Below are 22,716 nucleotides of genomic sequence, written 5' to 3' on the forward strand. Positions count from 1 at the left end.
CGCTGAACTTACTCAACTAAACGTGGTCGGATGCGCTTCTTTGTTAAGAAAGCGAAAACACTGGGCGGTAATTGCACTTACCACTGTGATTTCACTCAGGATGTATAAGGATTTAAGGCCGGGGAAAATGAGAGTGCAGCGGCTTAGTTAATTGAAACCGCTGTCAGTCGGTGAATTTGGGCGTCGCGGCTTCGTTGATTGAAACCGCTGACAGTTGGGTGATTCAGGCGTCGCGCCAGCGTTTAAACACCAGCGAGGTGTTGATACCACCGAAGGCAAAGTTGTTGGATTGAATATAATCGGTATCAATCGAGCGTGATTCGCCAATGATGTAGTCAAGATCGCCGCACTCTGCGGCGGGCTGCGTCAGATTCAGCGTGGGCGCAAACCACCCTTCTCGCATCATCTCAATGCTCATCCAGGCTTCCAACGCGCCGCAAGCACCGAGCGTGTGACCAAAGTAACTTTTCAGCGATGAAATCGGCGTGTCATTGCCAAAAATTGCCGCCGTCGCCTGACTTTCCGCGATATCGCCCCGGTCAGTCGCCGTGCCATGGGCATTGATATAGCCAATCTGCTCCGGCGTGACGCCCGCCGTTTTCAGCGCGCGTTCGATGCAAATCTGCATGGTTTCACGCTGCGGCTGGGTAATATGTGCCGCATCACAGTTGGTGTGGAACCCCACCAGTTCGGCGAAAATCGTCGCGCCGCGTGCCTGGGCATGCTCCAGTGATTCAAGGATCAATGTTCCCGCCCCCTCGCCAATCACCAACCCATCGCGCTGTTGATCAAAAGGTGACGGCGATGAATGCGGTGCATCGTTGCGTTGACTGGTGGCAAACAGCGTGTCAAACACCGCCGCTTCGGAAGGACACAGTTCTTCCGCACCGCCTGCCACCATCACGGTTTGATATCCATGGCGGATCGCTTCCCACGCATAGCCGATCGCCTGGCTGCCTGAGGTGCAGGCGCTGGAAGTCGGGATCACACGGCCGCGCAGGCCAAAGAACAGCCCGGCGTTCACCGCCGTGGTATGCGGCATCATCTGCACATAGGTGGTGCCGGTAATGTTATTGGTGTGCTTTTCCGTCAGCATGGTGGCAAATTCACTGACCGGGCCGGTGCTGCCAGTCGATGAACCATAGGCAATGCCGGTTTCTCCGCTGGTCAGCACCGGGTGATCGATCAAGCCGGCCTGTTCCAGCGCCAGCTCGGTGGCGCGCGTTGCCATTAACGAAACACGCCCCATGGAACGAATGCGTTTACGCGTGTAGTGCGCAGGCAGTTCGAAATTATCTACCGGGGCACCAAGCAAGGTGTGCAATCCGTCGTAAATTTGCCACTCCGGCATTTTCCGCACCGCGTTTTGCCCCTGCTTGATGCGAGCGGCCACCGCGGGCCAGTTTTCGCCAAAGGCGGTGACGCCACCCATGCCCGTAACCACGACTCGCTGCATCACAGCATACCTCCGTTGATTGAAATCACCTGACGCGTAACGTAGCCCGCAATATCCGACAGCAAATAGCTGGCCAGTCCGGCAACTTCCTCAGCCGCCCCCATGCGCTTCATAGGAATGATCTTCAGCGCTTCGTCGATCACCATCGGCTCCAGTTCCGTCATGCCGGTGTCAATCAAACCTGGCGCGATACAGTTCACGGTGATTTTGCGTTTTGCTAACTCGATTGCCAGCGCTTTGGTGGCACCAATGATCCCCGCTTTGGCCGCGCTGTAATTCACCTGGCCGCGATTGCCCATGATTCCGGACACCGAGGATAAGGTGACGATTCGGCCGCCTTGACGCAGACCAATCATCGGCATCACACAGGGATGAATCACGTTGTAGAAGCTGTCGAGGTTGGTGTGGATTACGCTGTCCCACTCATCTTCGGTCAGGGCCGGGAAAGCGCCGTCACGCGTGATACCGGCATTGTTCACTACGCCGTAATAGGCGCCGTGTTCGGCGATATCGTTTTCAATTGCGGTGCGCGTGGCCTCGCGCTCGGACACATCAAACTGCAGAGTGCGCCCCACTCCGCCCGCATTCGTGATGTCCGCCAGCGTCTGTTGTGCACCTACTGCATCACGGTGGTAATGCACCACCACGTTGAAACCATCCTGCGCCAGGCGAAGCGCAATCGCGCGGCCAATCCCTTTACTGGCGCCGGTCACTAATACGCTGCGCGTCATGGCTGCATCCCTTGTTGTAATTGATTAAGTTCCTGTTCATCCGGCTGATAGGTATTCAGCCGACCGCTGGCAAGGACCGCATCCTGAATGCGGATCTCGCCTTCGAAGCTACCGAGCTTGTCATCACGCATCAGCAGATGCATCTCCACCCGCAGCGTGCTGTCTGCGGCAAAGGTGGCAGCAGCGGCACGATAGCCGCGTCCACCCAGTAACATGCCGGGGCGGATATCCCGATCGCCGCGCTGTCGGGCATGAAAGCCTGACCAGACGCCAACGGTCTGCGCCATGATCTCGACGCCAAACCACGCGGGCAGTTCGCCCTGCGCATTAAGAAACGGAGCGAGTACGCCCTGGTGGTTGATGGTCACTTCACACACCACGCTCTCGTTGCTGACCTGAATCACGCGATCCAGCAGCAGCATCGGTGCACGGTGCGGCAGATAGTCGCCCACCGGCAGAAAATCAGTCATGAGGCTTTCCTACAATCAGGCAGGTGTTGTTCCCGCCAAAAGCAAAAGAGTTTGAGGCGATGATGGGACGCGCCAGCGGCTGTGGCAAAGTCAGCAGTCCGCAAACCGGCAGCGTGCTATCCAGGGTAGTGGCGCTAAAATCCTGCGCCGGTAACGCCAGATTCTGCTGCACGATAAGTGCCGCCAGCGCCGCCTCGGTCGCACCCGCCGCGCCGAGCGTATGGCCCGTTAGGTGCTTAGTGGAACTACAAGGCACGCTATCGCCAAACAAGCGATGAACCACGCCCGACTCGACCTGATCGTTGAGTGGCGTCGCGGTGCCGTGCAAATTAATGTAGCCGATATCCTGCGGCTGCAATTCGGCCTGCTTCAGCGCCATCTTCATCGCTTGCTCGGCGCCAATGCCTTCAGGATGCGGAGCCGACATATGCCAGGCGTCTGATGATTCACCCGCACCAAGCAGCGCCAGCGGCTGAGGCTCACGCGTGAGCAGCAGCAGCGCCCCCGCTTCACCGATAGAAATACCGTCACGTTCTGCACTGAACGGCGCACACTGACGCTCGGATAACGAATCCAGGCTGGCAAAGCCGTTAATTGGCATGCGGCTCAATGAATCCGCACCGCCCACCAGCGCCACATCCACCAGACCGGCCTCAATCAAGCGCTGTCCGCTGATTAACGCGCGGGCGCTGGAGGAACAGGCAGTAGAAATTGTGTACGCCGGGCCATCCAGTTCAAGATAGTGCGTCAGGAAGCGCGACGGATCACCCAACTCTTGCATGCGGTAATCGTAACCCGGCAAGCCTCCGTCGACTTGACGATCGCCCTCGTCCACCCCTGACGTGCTGGTGCCCAGCACCACCGCCACGCGCTCACGACCAAACCGGGCAATCGCCGCATCCACGGCCGGACGGATCTGCGCCAGTGCCGCCAGCAGCAGCTGATTATTGCGCGTGTTATGCGCGGCAAGTGCGTCGGGCACTGACGGCAATTCGCCCGGCACCTCGCCCAGCCAAGAGGTTTTACCTTGCTGCAACCAGCCTTCGCGCGGCTGCATACCGGGGGCATGGCCTGACGTCAGCTGCGCGGCAATCTGCTCCAGTGAGTTGCCGAGCGCATTCACCATGCCAAACGCCGAAATGTAGATCATGAGGATGCGTCCAGATGCTGGATTTGAATTTGATAACCGAATGCGCGTTGGTCGATGCTGATGGGTTCACGCACGGTTCCCCGTTGCAGATAGCGAATCAACGTCACTACGTTACCGGCAGGATCGCGCAACTCACGACGATCGCCATCGTCGATCAACTGCCAGCCTGGCGGCAACTGTGGCTGCCATGCACTCAGCGGCCAGTGGCTCAGCATGACATCCGCCAGCACCTGGCTGGCGGGCGGCATTTCGGGCAGCGCCATCATCTGCTGCGTATGAATCCCGTTTTTATCATAGGTCACGCGGAACAAGCGAATGCCCAGTGAGGACAATCCCGCCAGGCTGATTTGCTGTGAATCGGCGCTTAACAGCACCAGCAGTGACTGGGTTTTACCTTTGGCGTGGCCGGTCAGCAGTTGCTGCTGCTGAAACGCGGGTGAAATGCCTGGCGCAGGTAACGTGACGCGCACGCCCGGTTTCAGCCACGCGGTGGGCCGATTGGATGCGCTATCATGCTGTGCGCAACTGCTCAACAGCAGACTCAGCATCAACAACAAAGCACCTGTTTTCATCGTTGCTTCCTTTTCCCTGGGGCCAGCGCCAGAGGGGCCAGCAAGAATGCACAAAAGATCCCGCTGCACAGCACCGTGCCAAAACCACTGATCGCCGCCGTGCTGCTGAACACCAGCATGCCCAACGTCAGCAGTGTGGTCATCATCGCCAGCGTGACGGCCAGCATTGAGGTCAGTGGCGTACCGCGCGGATTACTGAAGAACAACGTGTAGTTGATGCCGATGCCGAGCACCAGAATCAGCGCCAGTAAGGCGAATAAGTTCAGGCTGGCACCAATCCAGCCTAACGTCGCCAGCGCCGCAGCCAGCGACAGCCAGGAAGGCAACGCGCTGCGCAAACCTGCTTGCAAACCCAGCCGTACGATATAACTGACGGTAATCAGCAGCAGCGCGAGTGCCAACAGGCCACTCAGCAGCGTACGCCAGAAGCGGAACAGCTCATCGTAGCTGGCTTTGCGATCGACCCAGCTTACGCCCGCCTGCTGCGTGGCTAAGTCCAGTAACGCCGCACTGTTTTTCACGCCATTGACCGGCACCAGCACGCTACTGCGTCCATCTGGTAACGACAGCCACAGCAAACGCCAGCCTTCGCTGAGCGGACTCGCCAGCCAGTTATCGGCTTTGACTGGCATCGCCGTTAAGTCGGCATGGGTTAACGTGATGCCTGCCTGTGTTAACCGCGCCAGGATAGTTGGCGCGGCCTGCTGCAACAGCTGAAGATCCTGCTGTTGCTGATCCAGCGAATTAAGCGGCAATACGCGATAACCCGCCATCCAACCTTGCTGCTGCGCCAGTTGCAGCTTTGGTGTTAATTCGCTGAGACGCTGCAATGCCTGCTGTTCGTTATCACCCCATACCACAAACCAGGTTTGATCGGCCTGCTGCCCCGTGAGCTGTGCCAGTTGGCGATCCTGCGCCAGCAGTTTCGCGGGAGCGCTCTGCAGATGGGCAATATCGTCATCGACATGCAGTTGCAGGATACCGCTCAATGCATAGAGCGCCACCAGAAGTGGCAATCCGACTTTTAACAGCGTGTTGCGGCGCCATGCCGCTAACCAGCGCGCCAGCCACACCATGCCGGGGATGGGGCGCACCGGCAGGCCGCGCACCAGCCATGGATAAAAACAGATCACCGTCAGGCAAGAGGCACTTAACCCGCTGGCGGCAAACACCGCCAGCTGGCGCAAACCGGGGAACGGTGCCAGCAACATCAGCAGCCAGGCAATCGCCGTGGTGCCCAGTGCCAGCAGTAAAGTGGCCCGCACCTTGTGCAGGCTTTGCCATGGCGTGGATTGTTCGCCGTGTACCATGCGTTCCGTCAGATAGTACAAGGTATAATCGGCAGAGATGCCGACAATGCTGAGGCTCATCACTAACGTCGTGAGATGCAGCTCACCAAAACAGATCAAGGTCAGCACCGTACCCGCCATCGCGCCTATCGCCACCGAGAGCGCACACAGCGCCAGGGGCCGCAGCGAGCGAAACACCAGCCACACCAGCAGCAGCAAGCCGGCCAGTGTGACGCTGCCGAGCGTTTCGACATCATGCTGCGCGCGCTGGCTGGCATCATCGCTAAACAGCACTGTGCCACGCGTTAACAGCTGGGCATCTGGCCAGCGCGTTTTTAACTGCTGTTCAAGCTGATTGAGGGCGGTCACCAACTGATGACTTTGCTGAATGCTAAAGGCGTTGCTCGCCAGTTCACCGTGCAGGAAATACCAGCGGCGCTGCTGGGCGTCATTCACGGTTAACCAGCCGTTATGCAGCACCATTTTGCTGGCATTCTGCTGCAGTGCCAGCTGCGCGCCACGCACCAGCATCAGCGGGTCGTTTTGAATTTCTTTACTGCTCACACCGGCAAACGCTGAGAACAGTTGCGCCAGAATCCAGTCGGCTTGTGCCGTACCGCCGTTTTGCAGGCGTGCGCGCGTCAACGGATCGATCAGGCCGTTACGATGCTGGAAGGCGTAAGTGCCCCAACGCTGCATCTGGTCATCATCCAGCGCACCGCTAACCTGTTTCAGCATCGGCAGCGCCTGAAGCTGCGCTTGCCACCACTCTGCCACTTCATCGCCATGCGCATCATCGGCGCTCACCAGCCACACCAGTTGGCGATCCAGCCGCTGCATAAAGCCTTGCTGGATCTCAGCGGGTGCTTGACCCAGATTTTGTTGCGGCAATAAAGCCAGCACGCTGCTGTTCAGCTGGCTGCGCGGCAACAGGATGGCCAGTGCCACCGCCAATGCCAGACATACCGCCAGCCACAGCAGCGCAGCGGTTTTCTCACTGCGCTGGGGCAAAACGTGCTCGCTCTTCATCAGTCAGTTGTTTCGGCTCGGTGCGGGTGTCACTTAAAGTGATGGCGGTTTTATCGCCCTGCTTATCATCCAGCGTAATGCTGTTAAGGAAGGCTGCGCCCTGCAGATCGATGCGATTGAAGATTTTGTTCAGCGGTGCCGCCTTCGGCGTCAGGCTGAGCTGCCACTGGTCATTCCCTTTATCGTGGAAATCGAGTTCAAAATTCTCGCGCAGCACCTTTTCGTCGGCCTGGAACAAGGCGCGCAGCAGATGATTGAACTGAAACATCTGTGGATTGCTGTCGGCGGTGATCACCTGCGGCAGCTGACCGCTCATGCTCTGAACCATCCGCTTATCATCAAGAATCAAAGTCATCACAAACGGCGTGGCCTGATGCCACCACAAACCTTGTTGCTGGGCGATTAATAACTGGCCACGCGACACCAGCAGCTGCGACATACCAGAAATGGTGCGCACCTGCTCGAAGTTGGCGCGGATTACCGGCTGGCTGGCAAAACGCTGCTGCAGCTGATCCAACGTGATGGCCTGTGCACTGGCACACAGCAACGTCAGCATCAGACAAAGAGTTCTGATCACGGTTTGACTCCCAGGCGTTCAAATAAAATATCGGGTGAAACGAAATTCATCTCCTGACTCACCGCATCCACCGCCACTTGCAGCGTGTGTGCTTTGGTGGTGACCTGGCCCGCCACATTGCGGATGACATAATCGATACGCAAGCGGTTCTCGTATTCCGTAATGCGGGCTTCCACGCGGATCACCTCTTCACAGCGTAACGGCTGGCGGTATTTGACACGCGTGTCCACCACTGGCCAGACAAAACCGCTGGCGGTCATCTCAGCGTAGCTATAGTTGATGCTGCGCAACAGCGCTTCACGCGCCACTTCAAAAAAACGGAAATAGTTGCCGTGCCACACCACGCCCATCGGGTCGCAGTCGTGGAACGACACGGTTATTTCAACCTCAGCGCGCCAGATATGTTCACTCATCGCGGCTCTTCTCCTCTGGTAACGTCCAGAAATCGTAAAAGTTAAACCAGTCCAGCGGCGCCATCAGCGCATGCTGTTGCAGTCGCTCGGCATAGCGATCCACCGTGGCCTGCAGCGCCGCCTGTCGTTGGGCTCGCGGCAGCAGGATCGGATCGGCAAAAGGCTCACAATGCACACGCAGTCTGCCCTGTTCCCGCAAGGCAAACATCAACAGCACCGGACAGCGTAAGGCGGCGGCCAGCACAAAAGGCCCCTGCGGAAACGGTGCCGGACGGCCCATAAATGCACTCCACACCACGCGGCGTTCGCCCCCGCGCTGACGATGCACGGCGGTACGATCACCGACAATCGCCACCCATTCACCGGCATCCAGTTTTTGCTGCAGCAGAATGGCCGTATCCGGGCCGATATCGGTGACCGGCATCAGATTTACCCCGGCCTGCGGCGCGATGCTCTCCAGCACCTCGCGAAAGCGCTGGGCGTTATCGGTAAACACCAGCGCGTTGATCACCAGCCCGCTGACCTGCTTTGCCATCGCGCGGCAAGCTTCGATATCGCCCAGATGCGAAGCGAGGATCAAATGTCCTTTGCCATCCGCAGCACGGATGACCGCTTCGGCACCCGGCGCAAAATCAATATCGCGCCCCCACTGCACCTCTCCGCGCCAGCTGGCGACTTTATCCAGCATGCTGTAACCAAAGCGCAGAAAGTGGCGATAGCTGTTGATCGGCGCCGGCAGGGCAATCTGCTGTTTACTGGCTTCTGCCTGCACCCGCGTCAGCCATTGCTGAGAAGCGTTACGCGCCTCACGTCCGCTCAACCAGTAAACCGCCACCACCGGCCAAAGCAACAGCACAAACGGCAGCCGCCCGGCGCGACGATACAACCACAGCATAAAACGCAACCCGCTCTGACCCCGGCGTTCTGGCGTGGCGGCCCAGTGCTGCGCCGTTTTACCCCGGCTCAGTAACTGTGGGATACGCGGCACCATGCCAAAGAACAGGCGCGTGTGCATCCATGAGATACGCAGGTTGTCGCGCAAGGCATCAAAATGTGACAGGCCACTTTCCGGATAGGTGACGCGCGTGCTGATAAAGCGGCTCGGCGTACCCTGCCAGTAGAGTCGCACCATGATTTCGGTGTCGAAATCCATGCGCTGGCCAATCGGGTGGCGATCGCAGAGTGCTAATGAAGGTTGCAGCGGGTAAACACGGAAACCGCACATGCTGTCTTTTAGCGAGAAGGAGAGCGTTTCAATCCACACCCAAAAATGGGTGATGTAACGGCCATACAAACGGGATTTCGGAATGGAATCATCGTAAACAGGCTGGCCGGAGATCAGGCAATCGGGATGGCTTTCCGCTTCCGCCAGCATGCGCGGCGTGTCTTCCACTTGATGCTGACCATCCGCGTCGAGTTGGAGCGCGTGGCTGTACCCTGCTGCGGCGGCTCTGCGCATCCCGGCGATCACCGCCGCACCTTTGCCCTGATTAACCGGTAAGGTGAGGATATCCAGCTGTGGGGCCTCAAGGGCGGCGATCTGCTGCTGAGTCTGCGTATCACTGCCGTCATCGACGATAATTACCGGCAGATTAAAGGGAGCCAGGCGCGCCAGTACCGAGGCCAGCATGGCGCCGTGATTGTAACAGGGAATCAGAACACAGGGTTTGAAAGGCGCACTCAGCACAGGCGAATCTTCCCGCTGCTGGCAATCTCAATGCTGTCCACGCGAATCAGGCTGTAGCTGAAGCTCAGCAATGATTTGTCTTCCTGCCAGCTCAGCTGCAGCTCCAGCTCCGCATCAGGCGGCACCGGCTGCTGAAACTTGATGTTCTCAATAGAACGGAAATGTTTACCGATGGCCAGGCGTGACAGGCCGTAATGTAAAGCCCAGTCGAGCTGCGCCACGCCGGGTAAAATCGGTAAGGTCGGGAAGTGGCCGCGGAACCAAAACAGATCCGCGGCAGCATGCAGGCGCAACGTCAGTGTTGCGCCCTGCTGCAGGGCGTTGAGTTCAACCGGCAACATCAAACAGTTCCTCAATTTGGGGCCAGGCGCGTTTACTCTGCGCCGTCACCGGAATCGCGTTGACGACACGCCAGTAACGCGGCATGGCGACGGGGTCAAGCCAGGGTTGCAGCGCGATTTTCCATTGTTTCTTGCGTTGGGTCAGCGTTGCGGCATCCAGCGCGTCCGGCAAAGCCAGCACCACGCCAATCGCCTGGCGTCCGTGACGCTGAATCGCCAGAGCGGCAGCATCTTCCACGCCAGGTAAGGCCAGCAGTCGTCGCTCGATCTCACTGAGAGAAACGCGCTTATCTTCGATCTTCACCACCCGATCCTGACGCCCCGCCAGCTGAAATACGCCGGAGGGCTGTTGCACAATACGATCGTCGAGCGGCCAACCCTCAGTGGTTTCCAGCAACGCCGAAAACACCCGCCATTCAGCAGATGCCTGCTGCTCCAGCCTGACCTGTGGAAAACAGTGCCACGGGGCGTTTTCTTCCTGCGCACAGCGCCAGCCCATCACGCCGGTTTCGGTGCTGCCGTAAATCTCATCCACCGCACAAGCGAAGGCATCCTGAGCACGTTGCGCATCAGCCCAGGGCAAAGCCCCGCCTGCCGAAACAATCAACGCACACGACGGCGCATCCAGGGCAGGATCAAGGCGTCGCAAAAAGGCCGGACTGCTGATAAAGGCGTAGCGGCGATCGCAACGCTGATCGGCCAACTGCTCACCGTAAAAAATTTGCTGGGCGGCGAGTGGCAAACTTAACGCCATCGGTAACACAATGCGAAACGTCAGGCCATACAGATGCTGATGGCTCACTGAGGCAATGACGTGGCATTGCTGCAGACGTTCGGCCCATAACGCCGCCAGCCACTGCGCTTCGAGATCGAGTGCACGCAGTGATTTCACTACGCGACGTGGGGTGCCAGTGGAACCGGAGGTGAACAACACCAGCGCGGCATCCCCGGCGATGGCAGGCAGCTCACCCAGCGCCAGTGCACCGTCCCAGCGCAACTGTGGCAGGGACACCGCCAGCGGCATATCGCTGATCACGCCATCCAATTGTTCTGCCATCTCTTCCAGCTGCGCGGCCCGACAATGTCCTGGGATCACCGGGGTTTTACCGGCGTGCCATAACGCCAGCAGCGCAGCCGTGAAGTGATAACTGTTATCGAAGCATAACGCCCAGTGCTGGCCCGGCAGCCGTTGCAATGTTTCCACTAACGCCATCACCTGCTGGCGCATTTCCGATAACCAATGCTGTTGCTGCCCTTGCCAGGCCACGACACGATCCGGCGCTTCGAGCCAGTCGCGGATACTCACCACCTTCATGCCTTGTTCCTCATGCGCTGACGCAGCAGCCATTCGCCGCCCATCAGCGTGCCCATCAGCAGATAGCTGATGCACCCATTCCAGAGTGTCCACAGCGAGAGATCATTGAGCAGGCAAGTGACCAACGCCACGCTGCCGTTAAAAATGAAAAATCCACACCATACCTGTGTCACGCGCCGCGTATAGCGCACTGCCCGCGCGGGCAAATCCGCTTCACGCAGCCGCGCTAAACGTTCGACCAGTGGCATGGGGCTCCATAAAGATGTGCCAAACAGCAGCAGCATCAGCGTATTCACCACCACCGGATACCACAGCAACAAATGCTGGCTGCGCAACAGCATGCTGGCAAGGCACAGTAAGGTGCCCACCAGCGCCAGCAACAGCATCACTCGCCCCATCGCGCCCTGCGCGTGACGTAACTGCCAGATGCGCCAGCCAAACAGCAAGGCTAACAGAGCAATCACATCACACCATTGCGGATGGGTGACAGCGAGCCACACCAGAAATGGCCAGGCCAGCAGGGCCAGACCATTTAACAGGCGCAGAAAGACTGGCATGCCGGAAATCAGGCTTCGTCGCGCATCAGTTGATCGACGGCATCCACCACATCCTGCACGGTGCGAACCGCACGGAAGGCTTCAGGTTTGATTTTACGGCCGGTACGCTTTTGCAGGTGCACCACCATATCCACCGCATCAATGCTGTCGAGTTCGAGGTCTTCATACAGACGGGCATCCGGGCGGATATCATCGGCATCAATTTCAAACAGCGAGGTGAGTAGCGAGGCCACTTCCTGGTAAATTTCGTCTTTATTCATCATTTTGACTGTTCTCAGGCTTGCTGTTGTTCAACAAACGCGGCCAGCGTGGCCACGGAAAAAAAGTGCGCGCGTAAGGTTTCGCTTTCTGCGGAAAGCTGTACGCCGAAGCGATTTTTCACCGCCAGTCCCAGCTCAAGGGCATCAATTGAATCGAGTCCCAACCCTTCGCCAAACAAGGGTGCGTCGGTTTCTATATCGTCCGGGCTGATATCTTCCAGATTCAGCGTGTCGATAATCATCAGTTTGATGTCGTCAATCAGTGCTTGCATAACTTACTTTGTCTCTTCAGGGACCAGTGCCTGTTGCAGGTGACGCGTCAGGCGACGCGCGGCGAGCGGCTGCGCATCTTCTTCGGCTTCACTGAAGGCCTGGCTATCAATACGCGATTGTACGCGTACAGTAAAAACGGGTTTAACCAGCGGAATCTGATACCAGCGACTTTGCTTATCGAGCATACGCTGGGTGCAGCTAATATGTACCACGCGCAGATCGCATCCGGCACGCACCGCGATATTGGCGGCACCGCGTTGCAGCTTCAAAGGTTCACCATAACGGGTACGCGTACCTTCAGGAAAAATCAGGATGGTATCGCCGCGCGCTAAACGCTGCTGGCTATCTGGCAACAAGGTATCGGCTTCGCTGTTAATCAGGTAATCGGCAGATTTGATTACGCCATTAAAAAAAATGTTGTGCTGCAATTCGGCCTTAACCAGACAATCCATTTCCGGCAGTACCGAAGCAATCATCACATAATCGATCAGCGAGGGGTGGTTGGCTACAATCAGGCAGCCGCGATCCTGGCGCAGTCGTTCCGCACCGATGATCTGATAATCGTAGACGCCGACAAAGCGACAGAAGCGCAGGAAACAGCGGAAGCTCCAGGCAATGCTGCTGCGCGCAATCTGACGCCGACGCAGACCATCGCGCTGAATCAACAGTAGCAGGTTAAACCAGGTCACAGACAGCAGCAGACCGCCAACGCTGAACAGCGTAAAACTCACGGCGGTCATCATCAGTCGCCAGTAAAAGTTGCAGCCAGCACGCCAGCGCAGGGCTAACGAATTATCCGCCATGATGACGCTCCCAGTGCCACAGGTGACGTTCACCGGCAATCGTCATTCGTTCGTCACCCTGCAACATCGCCTGCAGGAATTGCAGACTTTGCGGCAAAGTCTCGGCGTCGGGGCGCGCGGGCTCTGCTGTGCAGCGCCACTCATTGCCGGATTGCAGCAACAGAGCCACCGCGTAAGGGGCGTTGAAGCGGTCAATTTCGGGTAGCCACGGCTGATAATAGGCAGGTACAACGCCGTCAAAATCCACCAGCAGCACCTGCGCGTAGCCCGCCTGATGCAAAGCCGCGACCTCAAGCAAACCCTGTTGAAAACTGTCCATGCCCGCTGAAATCGACGAAGAGACCAGCGGCTGTCGCGCAGCAATGGTTAAGCTACCCACCGCAGAGTTGTGTACGGACATGGCAAAATCGGTCGGAGACAGCGCCTGCTGATCTTTTAACGCCGTGAGTATGCGCAGATTACGTTCCAGCTCACCGTGGCGGCTGGTAAACACAATGGCATCCACCGTTTGACGTGCCAGTAGCGCCAGCCCGCTCTCCACAGCCGCACGGCTGCCCGCACTCAGGCGACGTGCAGTCATCATCGGCAAAAATTGGGGTTTGGCGATCGGTAGGGTGGCGTCTAACGCGTTTTGCTGCCCGGCCCAGTGCTGCCACTCATCGGCAGTGCTGTGACCTGGTGCAATCGCGTGCCAGTCAACCAGGGTGTAAGCGAGTTTCATACCTGTATTCTTTCATCAGCCTCAGGGATGGTCAGATTTTCGCTGTGCGGCATCCCTTCCCTGCTTGCGTTCGAGTCCGTCATCCGTCTCATGCGAATGTCGCCGATTAACAAGGCGGGCACATGGCCCGCCTGTTTTCTCTTTCGGCAGCGTTAGCGCTTTCTTTAAAACATTGTGTCAGCGATCACGCATGGCGCTTATTTTACGGCCTGAACCGCAAGACGCGTCTGAATACCCTGGTTCAGATTCTGAATCCAGCGGTTGTAGTTACGATGGATCTGGCCGCTGCCCGCTTTCAGATTGGTACTGCTCACGTAATCAATGCGGTAACTGTTTGCAGCATAAGTGATGCGAATGTCGGCCGTATGACCGCGCTCGGACAGCTTACCGTTCATCACGCCCGGGCCTGCTGGGGAAATCACCCAGTGGTTGGCCGCACCGGCTTCAACAATGGCGCGCTGCATTTGACTATCCGTGTAGCTCTGCCCAACGGTCTGGCTCACGTTCTGAATGGGTGCGGTGCGCGGTGCGCAACCCGTCATTAATGCTGCTGTCACGATTAAGGCAAGCGCCAATTTTTTATTCATCATTTCCTTTGTTTCCCCTGTCGTAGCCAATCACCACAAATGGCGACCGTGTGCGTAATTGAACTTGCACTGATCCGTTCAGACTTTGTAAAGCGCGCGAATAATACCACTATATGTAAAGACAAGTAAAAAAAAGCACGAATGACTTAAGCAGCGCCTCATTCCATGGAAAAAGCGGATATTGCCGGGTTTACAGCGTAAAATCTGCCGCAAAACCGGCTTGTGGCATGATGTTTAGCCCTGCCAGCCGCCGCCGAGCGATCGGTAAAGATCGATTTGTGCGAGCAACAGAGTGTTTTTCACTGAGACAATATTGAGCTGAGTACTGAACAAGGTGCGCTGCGCGTCCAGTTCATCCAGATAAGAGGCATAACCGTTCTGATAACGATTACGTGCGATGCGGTATGCTTCTGTCACATAGCCTTCTTGCTTCTGCAATTCCGTCAGCTGTTCCTGACTGCGACGAATGGCATCCAACGCGTTATCCACATCCGAAAAGGCACCGCGCACCACTTTCTCATAGCCATAAAGCGCCTGGTTACGTGCGGCCATCGCCACATCCACCTGCGCCGTCAGTGCTTCGCGGTTTAATAGCGGTGCGAGAATGCTGCCGCCGATGCTCCACAGGCGGAAGGGATTGTCCAGTAACTGATGCAATTGATAACTTTGCAGCGTGCCGGTCGCCGTCAGATTAAGCGACGGCAATAAATCGGCCTGCGCCGAGGCCAGCGAGGCATCCGCTGCAATCAACTGGCGCTGCGCCTGCACAATATCCGGGCGGCGGTTGAGCAACTGAGACGGCAACAACGTCGGCAGCGTCTGCGGTTTGATGTGGTCGAAGTTGCGGGTACGGGCAATCTCGCGCGGATTCATGCCCACCAGCACGCTGAGTGCATTCTCTTGTTGTTCGATTTGATGCTGTAACTGCGGCACCTGCGCTTTGGCGGTCTGATATTCCGATGCCGCCTGCATCCACTCCAGTCGCGAGGTATAGCCGGTTTCAAACTGGCGCTGTGCCAGATTTAGCGAGTTTTCACGCGTGGCCAGCGTGGCTTCAGTGACGCGCAATTGTTCGTCCAGCGCGCACAAACTGAGGTAACCGGAGGCCACCGAACTGGCAACCGTTAATTCAGCCGCTGAGGCTGCAGCACGCTGGGCATCCAGAGACGCTTGCGAGGCAAGAATGCTGTTGCTGCGACTGCCCCAGAGATCCACGTCATAGTTTGCCTGCAGCAGTCCCTGGAAGACGGCATTCTCATACGGCTGCCCGGTCACCGCCGACAATGCGCGCTGATGCGTGGCGGCAACCCCGGCGGATAGCGTGGGGAAATTATCCCCCTGCGCAGCACGCAATTGCGCGCGGTACTGATCGACCCGTGAACGGGCAATCAGGATATCGCTGTTATGCTGCAACGCCTGGTTCACTAAGCGGTTAAGGTTATCGTCGCCAAAGCGTTGCCACCACTGTGCTTCGGGAGCTGCCGATGGGCCAACCTGTTGGCGCCAGCTGTCCGGGATCGGTAAAGATGTCGGGGCCTTTTCCACTTCGGTCGCGCAGCCGCTGACCATCAACGCCATCAGCGAGGCAAGGATTAACCGCTTCATGGCGCATCCTTGTGCGGCTCTGCTGCGGTATCAATATTGACTTCAACCGACATGCCGGGACGCAATCCTTCGGTATCGCCGAGGATTTGAATACGTACCGGAATACGCTGTGCGATCTTCACAAAGTTACCGGTGGCATTGTCTGGTGAAATGGCACTGAATTCTGAACCGGCGGCGGGGGAAATAAATTCAACCCGGCCGTCAAAGCGCTTGCCGTCCAGCGCATCAACCCGAATCGTCACGGGTAATCCTGGGCGCACACGTGCCAGCTGTGTCTCTTTCAGATTGGCGATCACCCATTTGTTATCCGGCACCACTGACGTCAGGCGCGTACCCGCCGTGACATAGGTCCCTTTACGCACCGACAATTGTCCCAGCTGTCCGCTGTCGGGCGCAATAATCCGCGTATTGGCCAGATCGATATTGGCCAGTTCCAGTGCGGCTTTGGCACTGGCTACATCACCTTCCAGGGAACCGCGATTCACGATGACCGTTTGTAAACTCTGCTGCGATACCGCAACCTGCGCATCTGCCTGGCGAAGTTGCGCTTGTGCCTGCGCGTTAGCGGCACGCGCCGCGTCACGTTCACGCACGGAGAGCGACCCATCGGCCGCCAGATTTTCTACACGTTTCAGGTCAAGACTGCTTTTCAGCGCCTGGGCTTTGGCATTCTCCAGCGCAGCTTTATTGCTGAGAATATTGGCTTCCGCACTGCGGCGCTGCTGTTGGTTATTGTTTTGCGCAGCGATTTTCATATCCAGCTGCGCTTGCGCCTGATGCACGCGCTGGCGATAGATCCGATCGTCAATGGTCATCAGTAACTGCCCTTTGGTGACCGGTTGTAAATCCACCACATTGACGTCGGTCAGATAGCCGCTGACCTGCGGGCTGATAAAGGTGACCTGCCCGCGCACATAGGCATTCTCCGTTGACTGAATCGTGCTGGTAAACGGCCACAGCTGCCAGGCGTATAAAATCACCAATACGCCAACAATCACAATGCCGCTGCCGAAAGCGATGGAAAGAATGCGTCGGCGGTTGGCGCGTTCGCGCTCCGCAGCCTGAATATCGTCCTGTTGGCTCATGAATTCTCCGTCGGGTTTGAAGCTTGCTGACGCTGTTCTGTCAAATTATGGCGTGCCTGACGCCAGTTGATATAACGCAGCCGCGTCAATCGCCACAGCACCCACATCAGGGTGATCAGCGCCATCGCGGCAGTCAATAAATAGGTGTCGTTGTAGGCCAGCACGTTAGCCTGTAGTGTGGCCACGGCTTGTAGCTGGCTGCTGCTTTGCGCACTGAGCAGGAAGTTGTCGGGCAACTGGCTGCTAAATAGCGAACTGTATTGGCTGAGGCGCTCGGTGACATTGGGATCAAGCTGTGACAGCTGATCGCCCAGCAGGCTGGAGTGGTACTTCTCCCGCCACGTCTGGAAGGTGCCGAGAATCGCCGAGCCAATTAGCCCGCCCAGATTTTGGCTCATGCCAAACAGCACCACAAAACTCACCAGATTTTTCGGCTGCGTCACCACACCGCCAATCCCTAACAGCATCGCGGGTGCGAGGAAGAACGCGCTGCTAAAACCGAGTAAAAACTGACTGACATACAAGTTGTTGCCACGTGTCACTGGGCTGGATTGTGCATCCATGTACGAGGCAATGATCATCACCACCAGCGAAGTGACGATCGGCCAACTGAGATGCGTCGGTTTGATGGTCAATGCACTGGCGATCATGCCAAAAATCACCCCAGCGATAATCGCTAAAGCCAAGCCACGCATCTGGTCATTCAGCAGCCCAAGCTGTTGCAGGAAGCCCACCGCGCCGGTGTTTTGCTCGGCCAACACAATACGCATCATGATCATGACAATGCCCAGTCGCACAATCATGCCGTTGCTGAGCCATCGGGTGTTAATCAGTGGATTCGCGCGGTTATGTTCCACCACCACTGCCGCAACAATCAGCACCAACGAAATGGCTAATGAAATACCTAACCACGGCGTGGTAAACCACCACTCGATGCGGCCCAGCGATAGCACGCCGCAAAGCAGTGCCATGCCGGGTGCCAGCAGGATAAAGGTGACAAAATCCATCTTCTCAAAGGCCTTGATACGGTCGCCCGGCGGCAACTTCACCACCAGAACACAACCGAGCGCTATCATCGCCAACCCTAACTCAAACAGATAAAGACCGCGCCACTCTTCCAGCTGGAGCAATTCGGTAGAGAACAAACGGGCGAGCGGGATCGCCAGCTGGGATGCGGTAATGCCGATCACCAGGGCTTTGAGTCGGTGTTTCGCCGGCCAGGCCTGAATTTGGTAATAGATGCCAAGCGAGCTAAGCGCCGCGCCCACCATCCCGTGAGCGGTGCGCACAATAATGGCGGAACTGAGATCGTTGGCCAGGATATGGAAGAACGCCACGATCACGTAAAGCACGAGAAAAGCTTCGGTGAACAGCCGCAGGCCAAACTGCTGACGAAATTTAACCAGCAGCAGGTTGATGGAAATGTTGCCCATCACGTAAACAGCCGGCAGCCAGGCAATCTCATTGCTGTAAGCGCCAAAGGTGCCCTGAAGATTGGTGAGATTGGCTGTCACCAGCGCATTACTGAGCGCGCCGGTGATGGAGATCAGCAGTCCGATAATGCCAAACGCCACGCGCTTTGAGGGCGAGTGGATTGGGGTGGAAGGTGAACCCGGCAGCATCGGTTTTTCATGAGGCAGCCATTCACGTTGTGCATAAGGATTGCGTTTTGCCACGATTAGATACTTCCCAATCGAGCCAGCAGCTGTTGCAGCACCTTCTCGGTCACCGCCAGCGCGTCAGGATCGATGTCTGCCAGCAACTGCGCGCGCAAGCTGTCTGCCTGGGTTTTCACTTCGGCAAACGCCACGCTGCCCTGCTCAGTCAACACCAGCAAGCGTTTACGGCGGTCCTCTTTCGGCTGAACGCGCGCCAGTAACTGCTGTTTAACCAGTCGATCGACCAGTGGCACCACGCTTGCTTCTTCTAATCCCAACAGTTGCGCCAGCGCTTTCTGGGTCGGCGGCTCCGTGGCCGTGGCCACTGTCGCGATGGCCATCCAGCTGCTCATACTTAAGCCACTCTCTTTCAGGCGACGATCGACCGCCAGCCGCCATGCATGTGCCGTAAGATGTAATAAACGCGAAAAAGGTTGCGGATAGTCAGTCAAAACGTAGTAGCCTAATGATTAGATACCTAACTAGACAAGTGCGTTATTATAAACAAAGTGTCAGCCTGATGAAAAGTTTGCTTACATTAGCACTGTAGTTCGCGCGCCTTAGCCCTTCCACTTTGTTCTCAAACTGATACAGTCTGCGTTAAAGCCTATTCCTGTACAGCTATTTTGTATAAGTTTCCCGTCAGTCAAATTTATCAACTAATTGATAAAAAACAATAAGCACAAATTCCTTAAAAATATCATTGTACAAGTTAAGCTTCATTGTATAAGTTTACTTCCCGTGAGCCAGCGACTGGCTCCGTAACGAATGATGCACTTTGCGTCGCCTCTGAAGGTGTTTTTGGATTTCCACCTTCAGAGGTGTCTTTTTTGCGTTGGTTGATGAGTTTGGGTCTTACGCGCCTGTCCGCGCGTAAGTTTTTTCATCATGGAACTGAAGGCCAGGTTGCCATCAGACCGATCTGAAGGGCTTCATACATGCAAAACGCCGCCACCAGCAGTGACGCTATCGCTGACTATTTTAAACTCGCCGGTAACAGCGACAGCACCGAGATGGAAGTTTTCGGGCAGATCATCGCTGAAATCCTGCAAGCCGGCATGCCGGTCACCAATAAAGCCATCATCGCTTCGCTGATTAATCGCCTTGAGATGGAAAGTGATGTGATCCAACTGGATATTTATCGTCATCTTCTCGAACTGGTGGTTAACAAAACGCCTGACGATCTCTCGGTGTAATACCGGATTCCAGGGACGGAATCACTCTCTTCTTCGCTCTCCCGCTAGCTTCATCCCTCAATGCCCGCTAACATCATCCGCGTTTAGTGTCCAACTGGTTGCTGCCATGCCGTGACGGTATGCGCAAAATAATAAAAGAGCCTGCACATTTATGAGCCCATCTACAGAACACGCCCCTGCGGCGAACGATATTACCGTGGGCAGCGTTTTACGCTCGCCTGCGCTGCTTACCCGTGAGTGTCTGGCTGGGGTGATTACCGCTCTGGCACTGATCCCAGAAGTGATCTCCTTCTCTGTTATAGCGGGTGTCGATCCCAAAGTGAGTCTGGTCGCCTCGGTGGTGCTGTGTCTGACCTTGTCGATTTTAGGTGGACGCCCGGCCATGGTCACGGCTGCAGCGGGATCGGTGGCACTGGTGATTGGACCGATGGTGCACGCGCATGGGGTTGAATACATTCTTCCTGCGGTAATCCTCGGCGGTATTATTCAGATTATTTTTGGTCTTGCCGGGCTGTCCCGCATGATGCGCTACATTCCGCGTTCAGTGATGCTGGGCTTTGTGAATGCGTTGGGCATTCTGATTTTCTTCGCGCAGGTTCCCCACGTCTGGGGGCAATCGGGATTAGTGTGGGTGCTGTTTGCCGTGGCTCTGGCGATTGTGCTGCTGTTACCCAAAATCCTGAAAAGCGTCCCGTCACCGCTGGTCGCCATTGTCGTCGTCACCGGGGTGGCGTTGTTGCTGGGTTATCGCGTGCCTAACGTCGGCGATGAAGGGCCAATGAGTTCAGGCTTGCCAGGATTCACCACGCTGCTGGTGCCGTTTAATTTACAGACGTTGCTGATTGTCTGGCCTACCGCTTTGAGTATCGCCTTCGTGGGTTTGATGGAATCTCTGCTCACCGCCAAGCTGGTGGACGATATCACCGACACACCTTCGGGTAAGCGCCGCGAGTCCTGGGCACTGGGCGTCGGTAATATTTTGGCCGGTTTTTATGGCGGCATAGCTGGCTGTGCCATGATCGGTCAAACCATTGTTAACGTTGAGCTGGGCAAAGCACGCACGCGCATCTCAACCGTTGCGGCAGGTATTGTGCTGCTGCTGCTGGTCACCGGACTGAGTCAGATCATGGCGCAGATTCCTATGGTGGTCCTCGCGGCAATCATGATGGTGGTCGCGGTGAAAACCGTTAACTGGCACAGCCTGCAACCCGCCACGCTAAAACGTATGCCGTGGTCAGAAACCTCGGTGATGGCCCTGACGGTCGTGGTCACCGTTTGGACAGGCAACCTGGCGCTCGGCGTGTTAATTGGCGTGATCCTCGCCATGATGCTGTTTGCACGTCGTATTGCCCATGTTATCCATGCTGAACGCAAGTTAAGCGATGACGGTGAACAGGTCTATTACACGGTACGCGGCCCGCTGTTCTTTGGCAGCAGCAATGATTTGTTCGAACATTTCGATTACGGACACGATCCAAAAGTTGTCACCATTGACCTGACGCATGCACAAATCTGGGATGCATCCAGCGTCGCGGCCCTGGATGCCATTGAATACCGCTATCAACGTCACGGTGCGACAGTCACCGTCATCGGGCTGGATAACCGCAGTAGCGATTTCCGCGATCGCCTGAGCGGCAATTTGGGGTGATGATTTCAGTGAAGTGAGTTTGAGTCACTTCGTCCAGATTGATTTTTCTCTCAGCTGCCATCTCCAACGAGATGGCAGCTTTTTTATGGGCTTTCGTCAGCGATATATCGACTACGCTTAGGAAGCAACGCTCGGTTGCCCAAATAAAGGACGTGATTAATGAAGAGTTTATTCGGTGGAATGCTGATTATCACTTGTCTGGTCTCGCTGATGGGTTGCCAGCAATCCGACAGGCCAATTGGGCCTGATGGTCGTCCAAATGTGCCCACAGAGCAGCCTGTTCCGGGCGGCCCGATGAGTAAAGGTCCTGTAGGGCAACCGCAAGCTTGAGACTTATCGCGCCCAAAGCAGATGAGCAGGTGAGCAGGTGAGCAGGTGAGCAGGTGAGCAGGTGAGCAGGTGAGCAGGTGAGCAGGTGAGCAGGTGAGCAGGTGAGCAGGTGAGCAGGTGAGCAATTGTAACGTGCAGTTGATATCGAGGTTAGATATTAGGAATTGATATTATGAAGTAATATCGCAGGCACAAAAAAACCGCCCTTGGGCGGTCACGACATTACTGCATATTGCTTTGATTTTATTTGGTTTTAGCGACTACTAAACATGGTACCCGGGGCGGGACTTGAACCCGCACAGCCATAAGCCGAGGGATTTTAAATCAGTCGCTTTTGTTATTGATAACATCGTCTTGAACAATATTTTCATAAATAAGCTCAGTAAGCACACTCCATCTAATAACGGCTTGCGAGCATTGTTGTCCTGATATTATGAAGCTTTTCCGGCCCTAACTGCCGCTTCGCTAGCGTTTGTTTAAAGTCCGCCTATCATCAAATTGTCACTTCGATTCCCTGTGATGTTGACCACTAGCTCATTGGAAATGTTAGGCACAGTATTGTGCCTGGCCCGGCTGATTGGACTCATCCGGGCTTTTTATTTTTCCTTTCAGCCGCCAGCCTTACATCCTTTTCCATCTCCAGCATTCCCCCCTTAATAAATCCTTCATTCTCACGATTTCCCAACGATTTTATTCTGAAAATTATATCCGCCGCTTCGCTAGCTTTTACTTAATGCCATCCTATGATCAGAATGTCGCTTCTACTTCCCTGTACTATCGACAAACTCTGATTGATCATGATTCGCACCCATTGTGCAGCCCGGACGCCAACACTACCGGGCTTTTTTATGTTGTGAAATCATCACTATCGAAACAGAACGAAATTCGCTACTCCCCTCAGTAAATTCTTATCATCGATCGTTTTGTGATCAACACCTCAATTGTTGCTATTATAGCGACGTG

At 56.2% G+C, this 22,716-nt stretch carries 24 protein-coding genes; 3 read left to right on the forward strand and 21 right to left on the reverse strand.

Annotated features, from left to right (window positions below; all coding sequences use genetic code 11):
• Positions 1–223: 223 nt before the first annotated feature.
• The 21 genes from LH22_RS14585 to LH22_RS14685 form a co-directional block, all read right to left on the reverse strand.
• Complete coding sequence (locus LH22_RS14585; RefSeq protein WP_038647663.1) at positions 224–1,456, reverse strand: beta-ketoacyl-ACP synthase; 1,233 nt, start codon at positions 1,454–1,456, stop codon at positions 224–226.
• Positions 1,456–2,187 (reverse strand): 3-ketoacyl-ACP reductase FabG2, encoded by a 732-nt coding sequence (locus LH22_RS14590; protein ID WP_038647665.1) that lies wholly within the window; start codon positions 2,185–2,187, stop codon positions 1,456–1,458. Before LH22_RS14590 ends, LH22_RS14585 begins: the two co-directional genes overlap by 1 nt.
• Complete coding sequence (locus tag LH22_RS14595) at positions 2,184–2,657, reverse strand: hotdog family protein (RefSeq protein ID WP_038647667.1); 474 nt, start codon at positions 2,655–2,657, stop codon at positions 2,184–2,186. The genes LH22_RS14590 and LH22_RS14595 overlap by 4 nt, the downstream gene beginning before the upstream one ends.
• Positions 2,650–3,807, reverse strand: coding sequence for a beta-ketoacyl-[acyl-carrier-protein] synthase family protein (locus LH22_RS14600; protein ID WP_038647669.1), 1,158 nt, complete (start codon positions 3,805–3,807; stop codon positions 2,650–2,652). Before LH22_RS14600 ends, LH22_RS14595 begins: the two co-directional genes overlap by 8 nt.
• Positions 3,804–4,379 carry a DUF3261 domain-containing protein gene (locus LH22_RS14605; RefSeq protein WP_038647671.1) on the reverse strand — a complete coding sequence of 192 codons (576 nt, stop codon included), beginning with the start codon at positions 4,377–4,379 and terminating at the stop codon, positions 3,804–3,806. The genes LH22_RS14600 and LH22_RS14605 overlap by 4 nt, the downstream gene beginning before the upstream one ends.
• Positions 4,376–6,697: an MMPL family transporter gene (locus LH22_RS14610; protein WP_038647673.1), complete on the reverse strand. Its 2,322-nt coding sequence runs from the start codon at positions 6,695–6,697 to the stop codon at positions 4,376–4,378. The genes LH22_RS14605 and LH22_RS14610 overlap by 4 nt, the downstream gene beginning before the upstream one ends.
• Entirely contained in the window at positions 6,663–7,274 is a 612-nt protein-coding gene (locus LH22_RS14615) for an outer membrane lipoprotein carrier protein LolA (RefSeq protein ID WP_038647675.1), read from the reverse strand. Before LH22_RS14615 ends, LH22_RS14610 begins: the two co-directional genes overlap by 35 nt.
• The gene (locus tag LH22_RS14620) at positions 7,271–7,687 is read right to left on the reverse strand and encodes an acyl-CoA thioesterase (RefSeq protein ID WP_038647677.1); all 417 of its coding nucleotides are present in this window, start codon (positions 7,685–7,687) and stop codon (positions 7,271–7,273) included. The genes LH22_RS14615 and LH22_RS14620 overlap by 4 nt, the downstream gene beginning before the upstream one ends.
• Positions 7,680–9,374 (reverse strand): glycosyltransferase family 2 protein, encoded by a 1,695-nt coding sequence (locus LH22_RS14625; RefSeq protein WP_038647679.1) that lies wholly within the window; start codon positions 9,372–9,374, stop codon positions 7,680–7,682. The genes LH22_RS14620 and LH22_RS14625 overlap by 8 nt, the downstream gene beginning before the upstream one ends.
• Positions 9,368–9,715, reverse strand: coding sequence for a hydroxymyristoyl-ACP dehydratase (locus LH22_RS14630; protein ID WP_038647681.1), 348 nt, complete (start codon positions 9,713–9,715; stop codon positions 9,368–9,370). Before LH22_RS14630 ends, LH22_RS14625 begins: the two co-directional genes overlap by 7 nt.
• A complete protein-coding gene (locus LH22_RS14635; protein WP_038647683.1) occupies positions 9,702–11,030 on the reverse strand; it encodes an AMP-binding protein in 1,329 nt (442 codons plus the stop codon). Before LH22_RS14635 ends, LH22_RS14630 begins: the two co-directional genes overlap by 14 nt.
• Positions 11,027–11,587 carry a hypothetical protein gene (locus LH22_RS14640; RefSeq protein ID WP_038647685.1) on the reverse strand — a complete coding sequence of 187 codons (561 nt, stop codon included), beginning with the start codon at positions 11,585–11,587 and terminating at the stop codon, positions 11,027–11,029. Before LH22_RS14640 ends, LH22_RS14635 begins: the two co-directional genes overlap by 4 nt.
• Positions 11,588–11,595: 8 nt before the next feature.
• Positions 11,596–11,850 (reverse strand): acyl carrier protein, encoded by a 255-nt coding sequence (locus LH22_RS14645; protein WP_034820249.1) that lies wholly within the window; start codon positions 11,848–11,850, stop codon positions 11,596–11,598.
• Between the two features lie 11 nt (positions 11,851–11,861).
• Positions 11,862–12,119: a phosphopantetheine-binding protein gene (locus tag LH22_RS14650; RefSeq protein WP_034820252.1), complete on the reverse strand. Its 258-nt coding sequence runs from the start codon at positions 12,117–12,119 to the stop codon at positions 11,862–11,864.
• Between the two features lie 3 nt (positions 12,120–12,122).
• Positions 12,123–12,923: a lysophospholipid acyltransferase family protein gene (locus LH22_RS14655; protein ID WP_038647687.1), complete on the reverse strand. Its 801-nt coding sequence runs from the start codon at positions 12,921–12,923 to the stop codon at positions 12,123–12,125.
• On the reverse strand, positions 12,913–13,644 hold the full coding sequence (locus LH22_RS14660; RefSeq protein WP_038647689.1) for a beta-ketoacyl synthase chain length factor: 732 nt from the start codon (positions 13,642–13,644) through the stop codon (positions 12,913–12,915). Before LH22_RS14660 ends, LH22_RS14655 begins: the two co-directional genes overlap by 11 nt.
• Positions 13,645–13,841: 197 nt before the next feature.
• On the reverse strand, positions 13,842–14,231 hold the full coding sequence (locus LH22_RS14665; protein WP_038647691.1) for a hypothetical protein: 390 nt from the start codon (positions 14,229–14,231) through the stop codon (positions 13,842–13,844).
• A 234-nt stretch (positions 14,232–14,465) separates the two neighbouring features.
• A complete protein-coding gene (locus LH22_RS14670) occupies positions 14,466–15,836 on the reverse strand; it encodes an efflux transporter outer membrane subunit (protein WP_038647693.1) in 1,371 nt (456 codons plus the stop codon).
• On the reverse strand, positions 15,833–16,921 hold the full coding sequence (locus LH22_RS14675) for an HlyD family secretion protein (RefSeq protein ID WP_038647695.1): 1,089 nt from the start codon (positions 16,919–16,921) through the stop codon (positions 15,833–15,835). The genes LH22_RS14670 and LH22_RS14675 overlap by 4 nt, the downstream gene beginning before the upstream one ends.
• The gene (locus LH22_RS14680; RefSeq protein WP_038647697.1) at positions 16,918–18,597 is read right to left on the reverse strand and encodes an MFS transporter; all 1,680 of its coding nucleotides are present in this window, start codon (positions 18,595–18,597) and stop codon (positions 16,918–16,920) included. Before LH22_RS14680 ends, LH22_RS14675 begins: the two co-directional genes overlap by 4 nt.
• 2 nt (positions 18,598–18,599) lie before the next feature.
• Positions 18,600–19,031 carry a MarR family winged helix-turn-helix transcriptional regulator gene (locus LH22_RS14685; protein ID WP_038647699.1) on the reverse strand — a complete coding sequence of 144 codons (432 nt, stop codon included), beginning with the start codon at positions 19,029–19,031 and terminating at the stop codon, positions 18,600–18,602.
• Positions 19,032–19,517: 486 nt separating this feature from the next.
• On the opposite strand from LH22_RS14685, the gene LH22_RS14690 reads away from it, so the two are divergent.
• From LH22_RS14690 to LH22_RS20750, 3 genes are all read left to right on the forward strand, one after another.
• A complete protein-coding gene (locus LH22_RS14690; RefSeq protein WP_034820289.1) occupies positions 19,518–19,775 on the forward strand; it encodes a biofilm/acid-resistance regulator YmgB/AriR in 258 nt (85 codons plus the stop codon).
• A gap of 151 nt (positions 19,776–19,926) precedes the next feature.
• On the forward strand, positions 19,927–21,423 hold the full coding sequence (locus tag LH22_RS14695; protein ID WP_038647701.1) for a SulP family inorganic anion transporter: 1,497 nt from the start codon (positions 19,927–19,929) through the stop codon (positions 21,421–21,423).
• A 159-nt stretch (positions 21,424–21,582) separates the two neighbouring features.
• Complete coding sequence (locus LH22_RS20750) at positions 21,583–21,753, forward strand: hypothetical protein (RefSeq protein WP_167347096.1); 171 nt, start codon at positions 21,583–21,585, stop codon at positions 21,751–21,753.
• Positions 21,754–22,716 lie beyond the last annotated feature (963 nt).

The organism is Pantoea rwandensis (genome assembly GCF_000759475.1).
In the GTDB taxonomy this organism is placed as follows: domain Bacteria; phylum Pseudomonadota; class Gammaproteobacteria; order Enterobacterales; family Enterobacteriaceae; genus Pantoea; species Pantoea rwandensis_B.

Coding starts and splice junctions, on each gene's coding strand:
- LH22_RS14585 (WP_038647663.1), bottom strand. CDS start 1,456: ATGCAGCGAGTCGTGGTTACGGGCATGGGTGGCGTCACCGCCTTTGGC.
- LH22_RS14590 (WP_038647665.1), bottom strand. CDS start 2,187: ATGACGCGCAGCGTATTAGTGACCGGCGCCAGTAAAGGGATTGGCCGC.
- LH22_RS14595 (WP_038647667.1), bottom strand. CDS start 2,657: ATGACTGATTTTCTGCCGGTGGGCGACTATCTGCCGCACCGTGCACCG.
- LH22_RS14600 (WP_038647669.1), bottom strand. CDS start 3,807: ATGATCTACATTTCGGCGTTTGGCATGGTGAATGCGCTCGGCAACTCA.
- LH22_RS14605 (WP_038647671.1), bottom strand. CDS start 4,379: ATGAAAACAGGTGCTTTGTTGTTGATGCTGAGTCTGCTGTTGAGCAGT.
- LH22_RS14610 (WP_038647673.1), bottom strand. CDS start 6,697: ATGAAGAGCGAGCACGTTTTGCCCCAGCGCAGTGAGAAAACCGCTGCG.
- LH22_RS14620 (WP_038647677.1), bottom strand. CDS start 7,687: ATGAGTGAACATATCTGGCGCGCTGAGGTTGAAATAACCGTGTCGTTC.
- LH22_RS14630 (WP_038647681.1), bottom strand. CDS start 9,715: ATGTTGCCGGTTGAACTCAACGCCCTGCAGCAGGGCGCAACACTGACG.
- LH22_RS14635 (WP_038647683.1), bottom strand. CDS start 11,030: ATGAAGGTGGTGAGTATCCGCGACTGGCTCGAAGCGCCGGATCGTGTC.
- LH22_RS14640 (WP_038647685.1), bottom strand. CDS start 11,587: ATGCCAGTCTTTCTGCGCCTGTTAAATGGTCTGGCCCTGCTGGCCTGG.
- LH22_RS14645 (WP_034820249.1), bottom strand. CDS start 11,850: ATGATGAATAAAGACGAAATTTACCAGGAAGTGGCCTCGCTACTCACC.
- LH22_RS14650 (WP_034820252.1), bottom strand. CDS start 12,119: ATGCAAGCACTGATTGACGACATCAAACTGATGATTATCGACACGCTG.
- LH22_RS14655 (WP_038647687.1), bottom strand. CDS start 12,923: ATGGCGGATAATTCGTTAGCCCTGCGCTGGCGTGCTGGCTGCAACTTT.
- LH22_RS14660 (WP_038647689.1), bottom strand. CDS start 13,644: ATGAAACTCGCTTACACCCTGGTTGACTGGCACGCGATTGCACCAGGT.
- LH22_RS14665 (WP_038647691.1), bottom strand. CDS start 14,231: ATGAATAAAAAATTGGCGCTTGCCTTAATCGTGACAGCAGCATTAATG.
- LH22_RS14670 (WP_038647693.1), bottom strand. CDS start 15,836: ATGAAGCGGTTAATCCTTGCCTCGCTGATGGCGTTGATGGTCAGCGGC.
- LH22_RS14675 (WP_038647695.1), bottom strand. CDS start 16,921: ATGAGCCAACAGGACGATATTCAGGCTGCGGAGCGCGAACGCGCCAAC.
- LH22_RS14690 (WP_034820289.1), top strand. CDS start 19,518: ATGCAAAACGCCGCCACCAGCAGTGACGCTATCGCTGACTATTTTAAA.
- LH22_RS14695 (WP_038647701.1), top strand. CDS start 19,927: ATGAGCCCATCTACAGAACACGCCCCTGCGGCGAACGATATTACCGTG.
- LH22_RS20750 (WP_167347096.1), top strand. CDS start 21,583: ATGAAGAGTTTATTCGGTGGAATGCTGATTATCACTTGTCTGGTCTCG.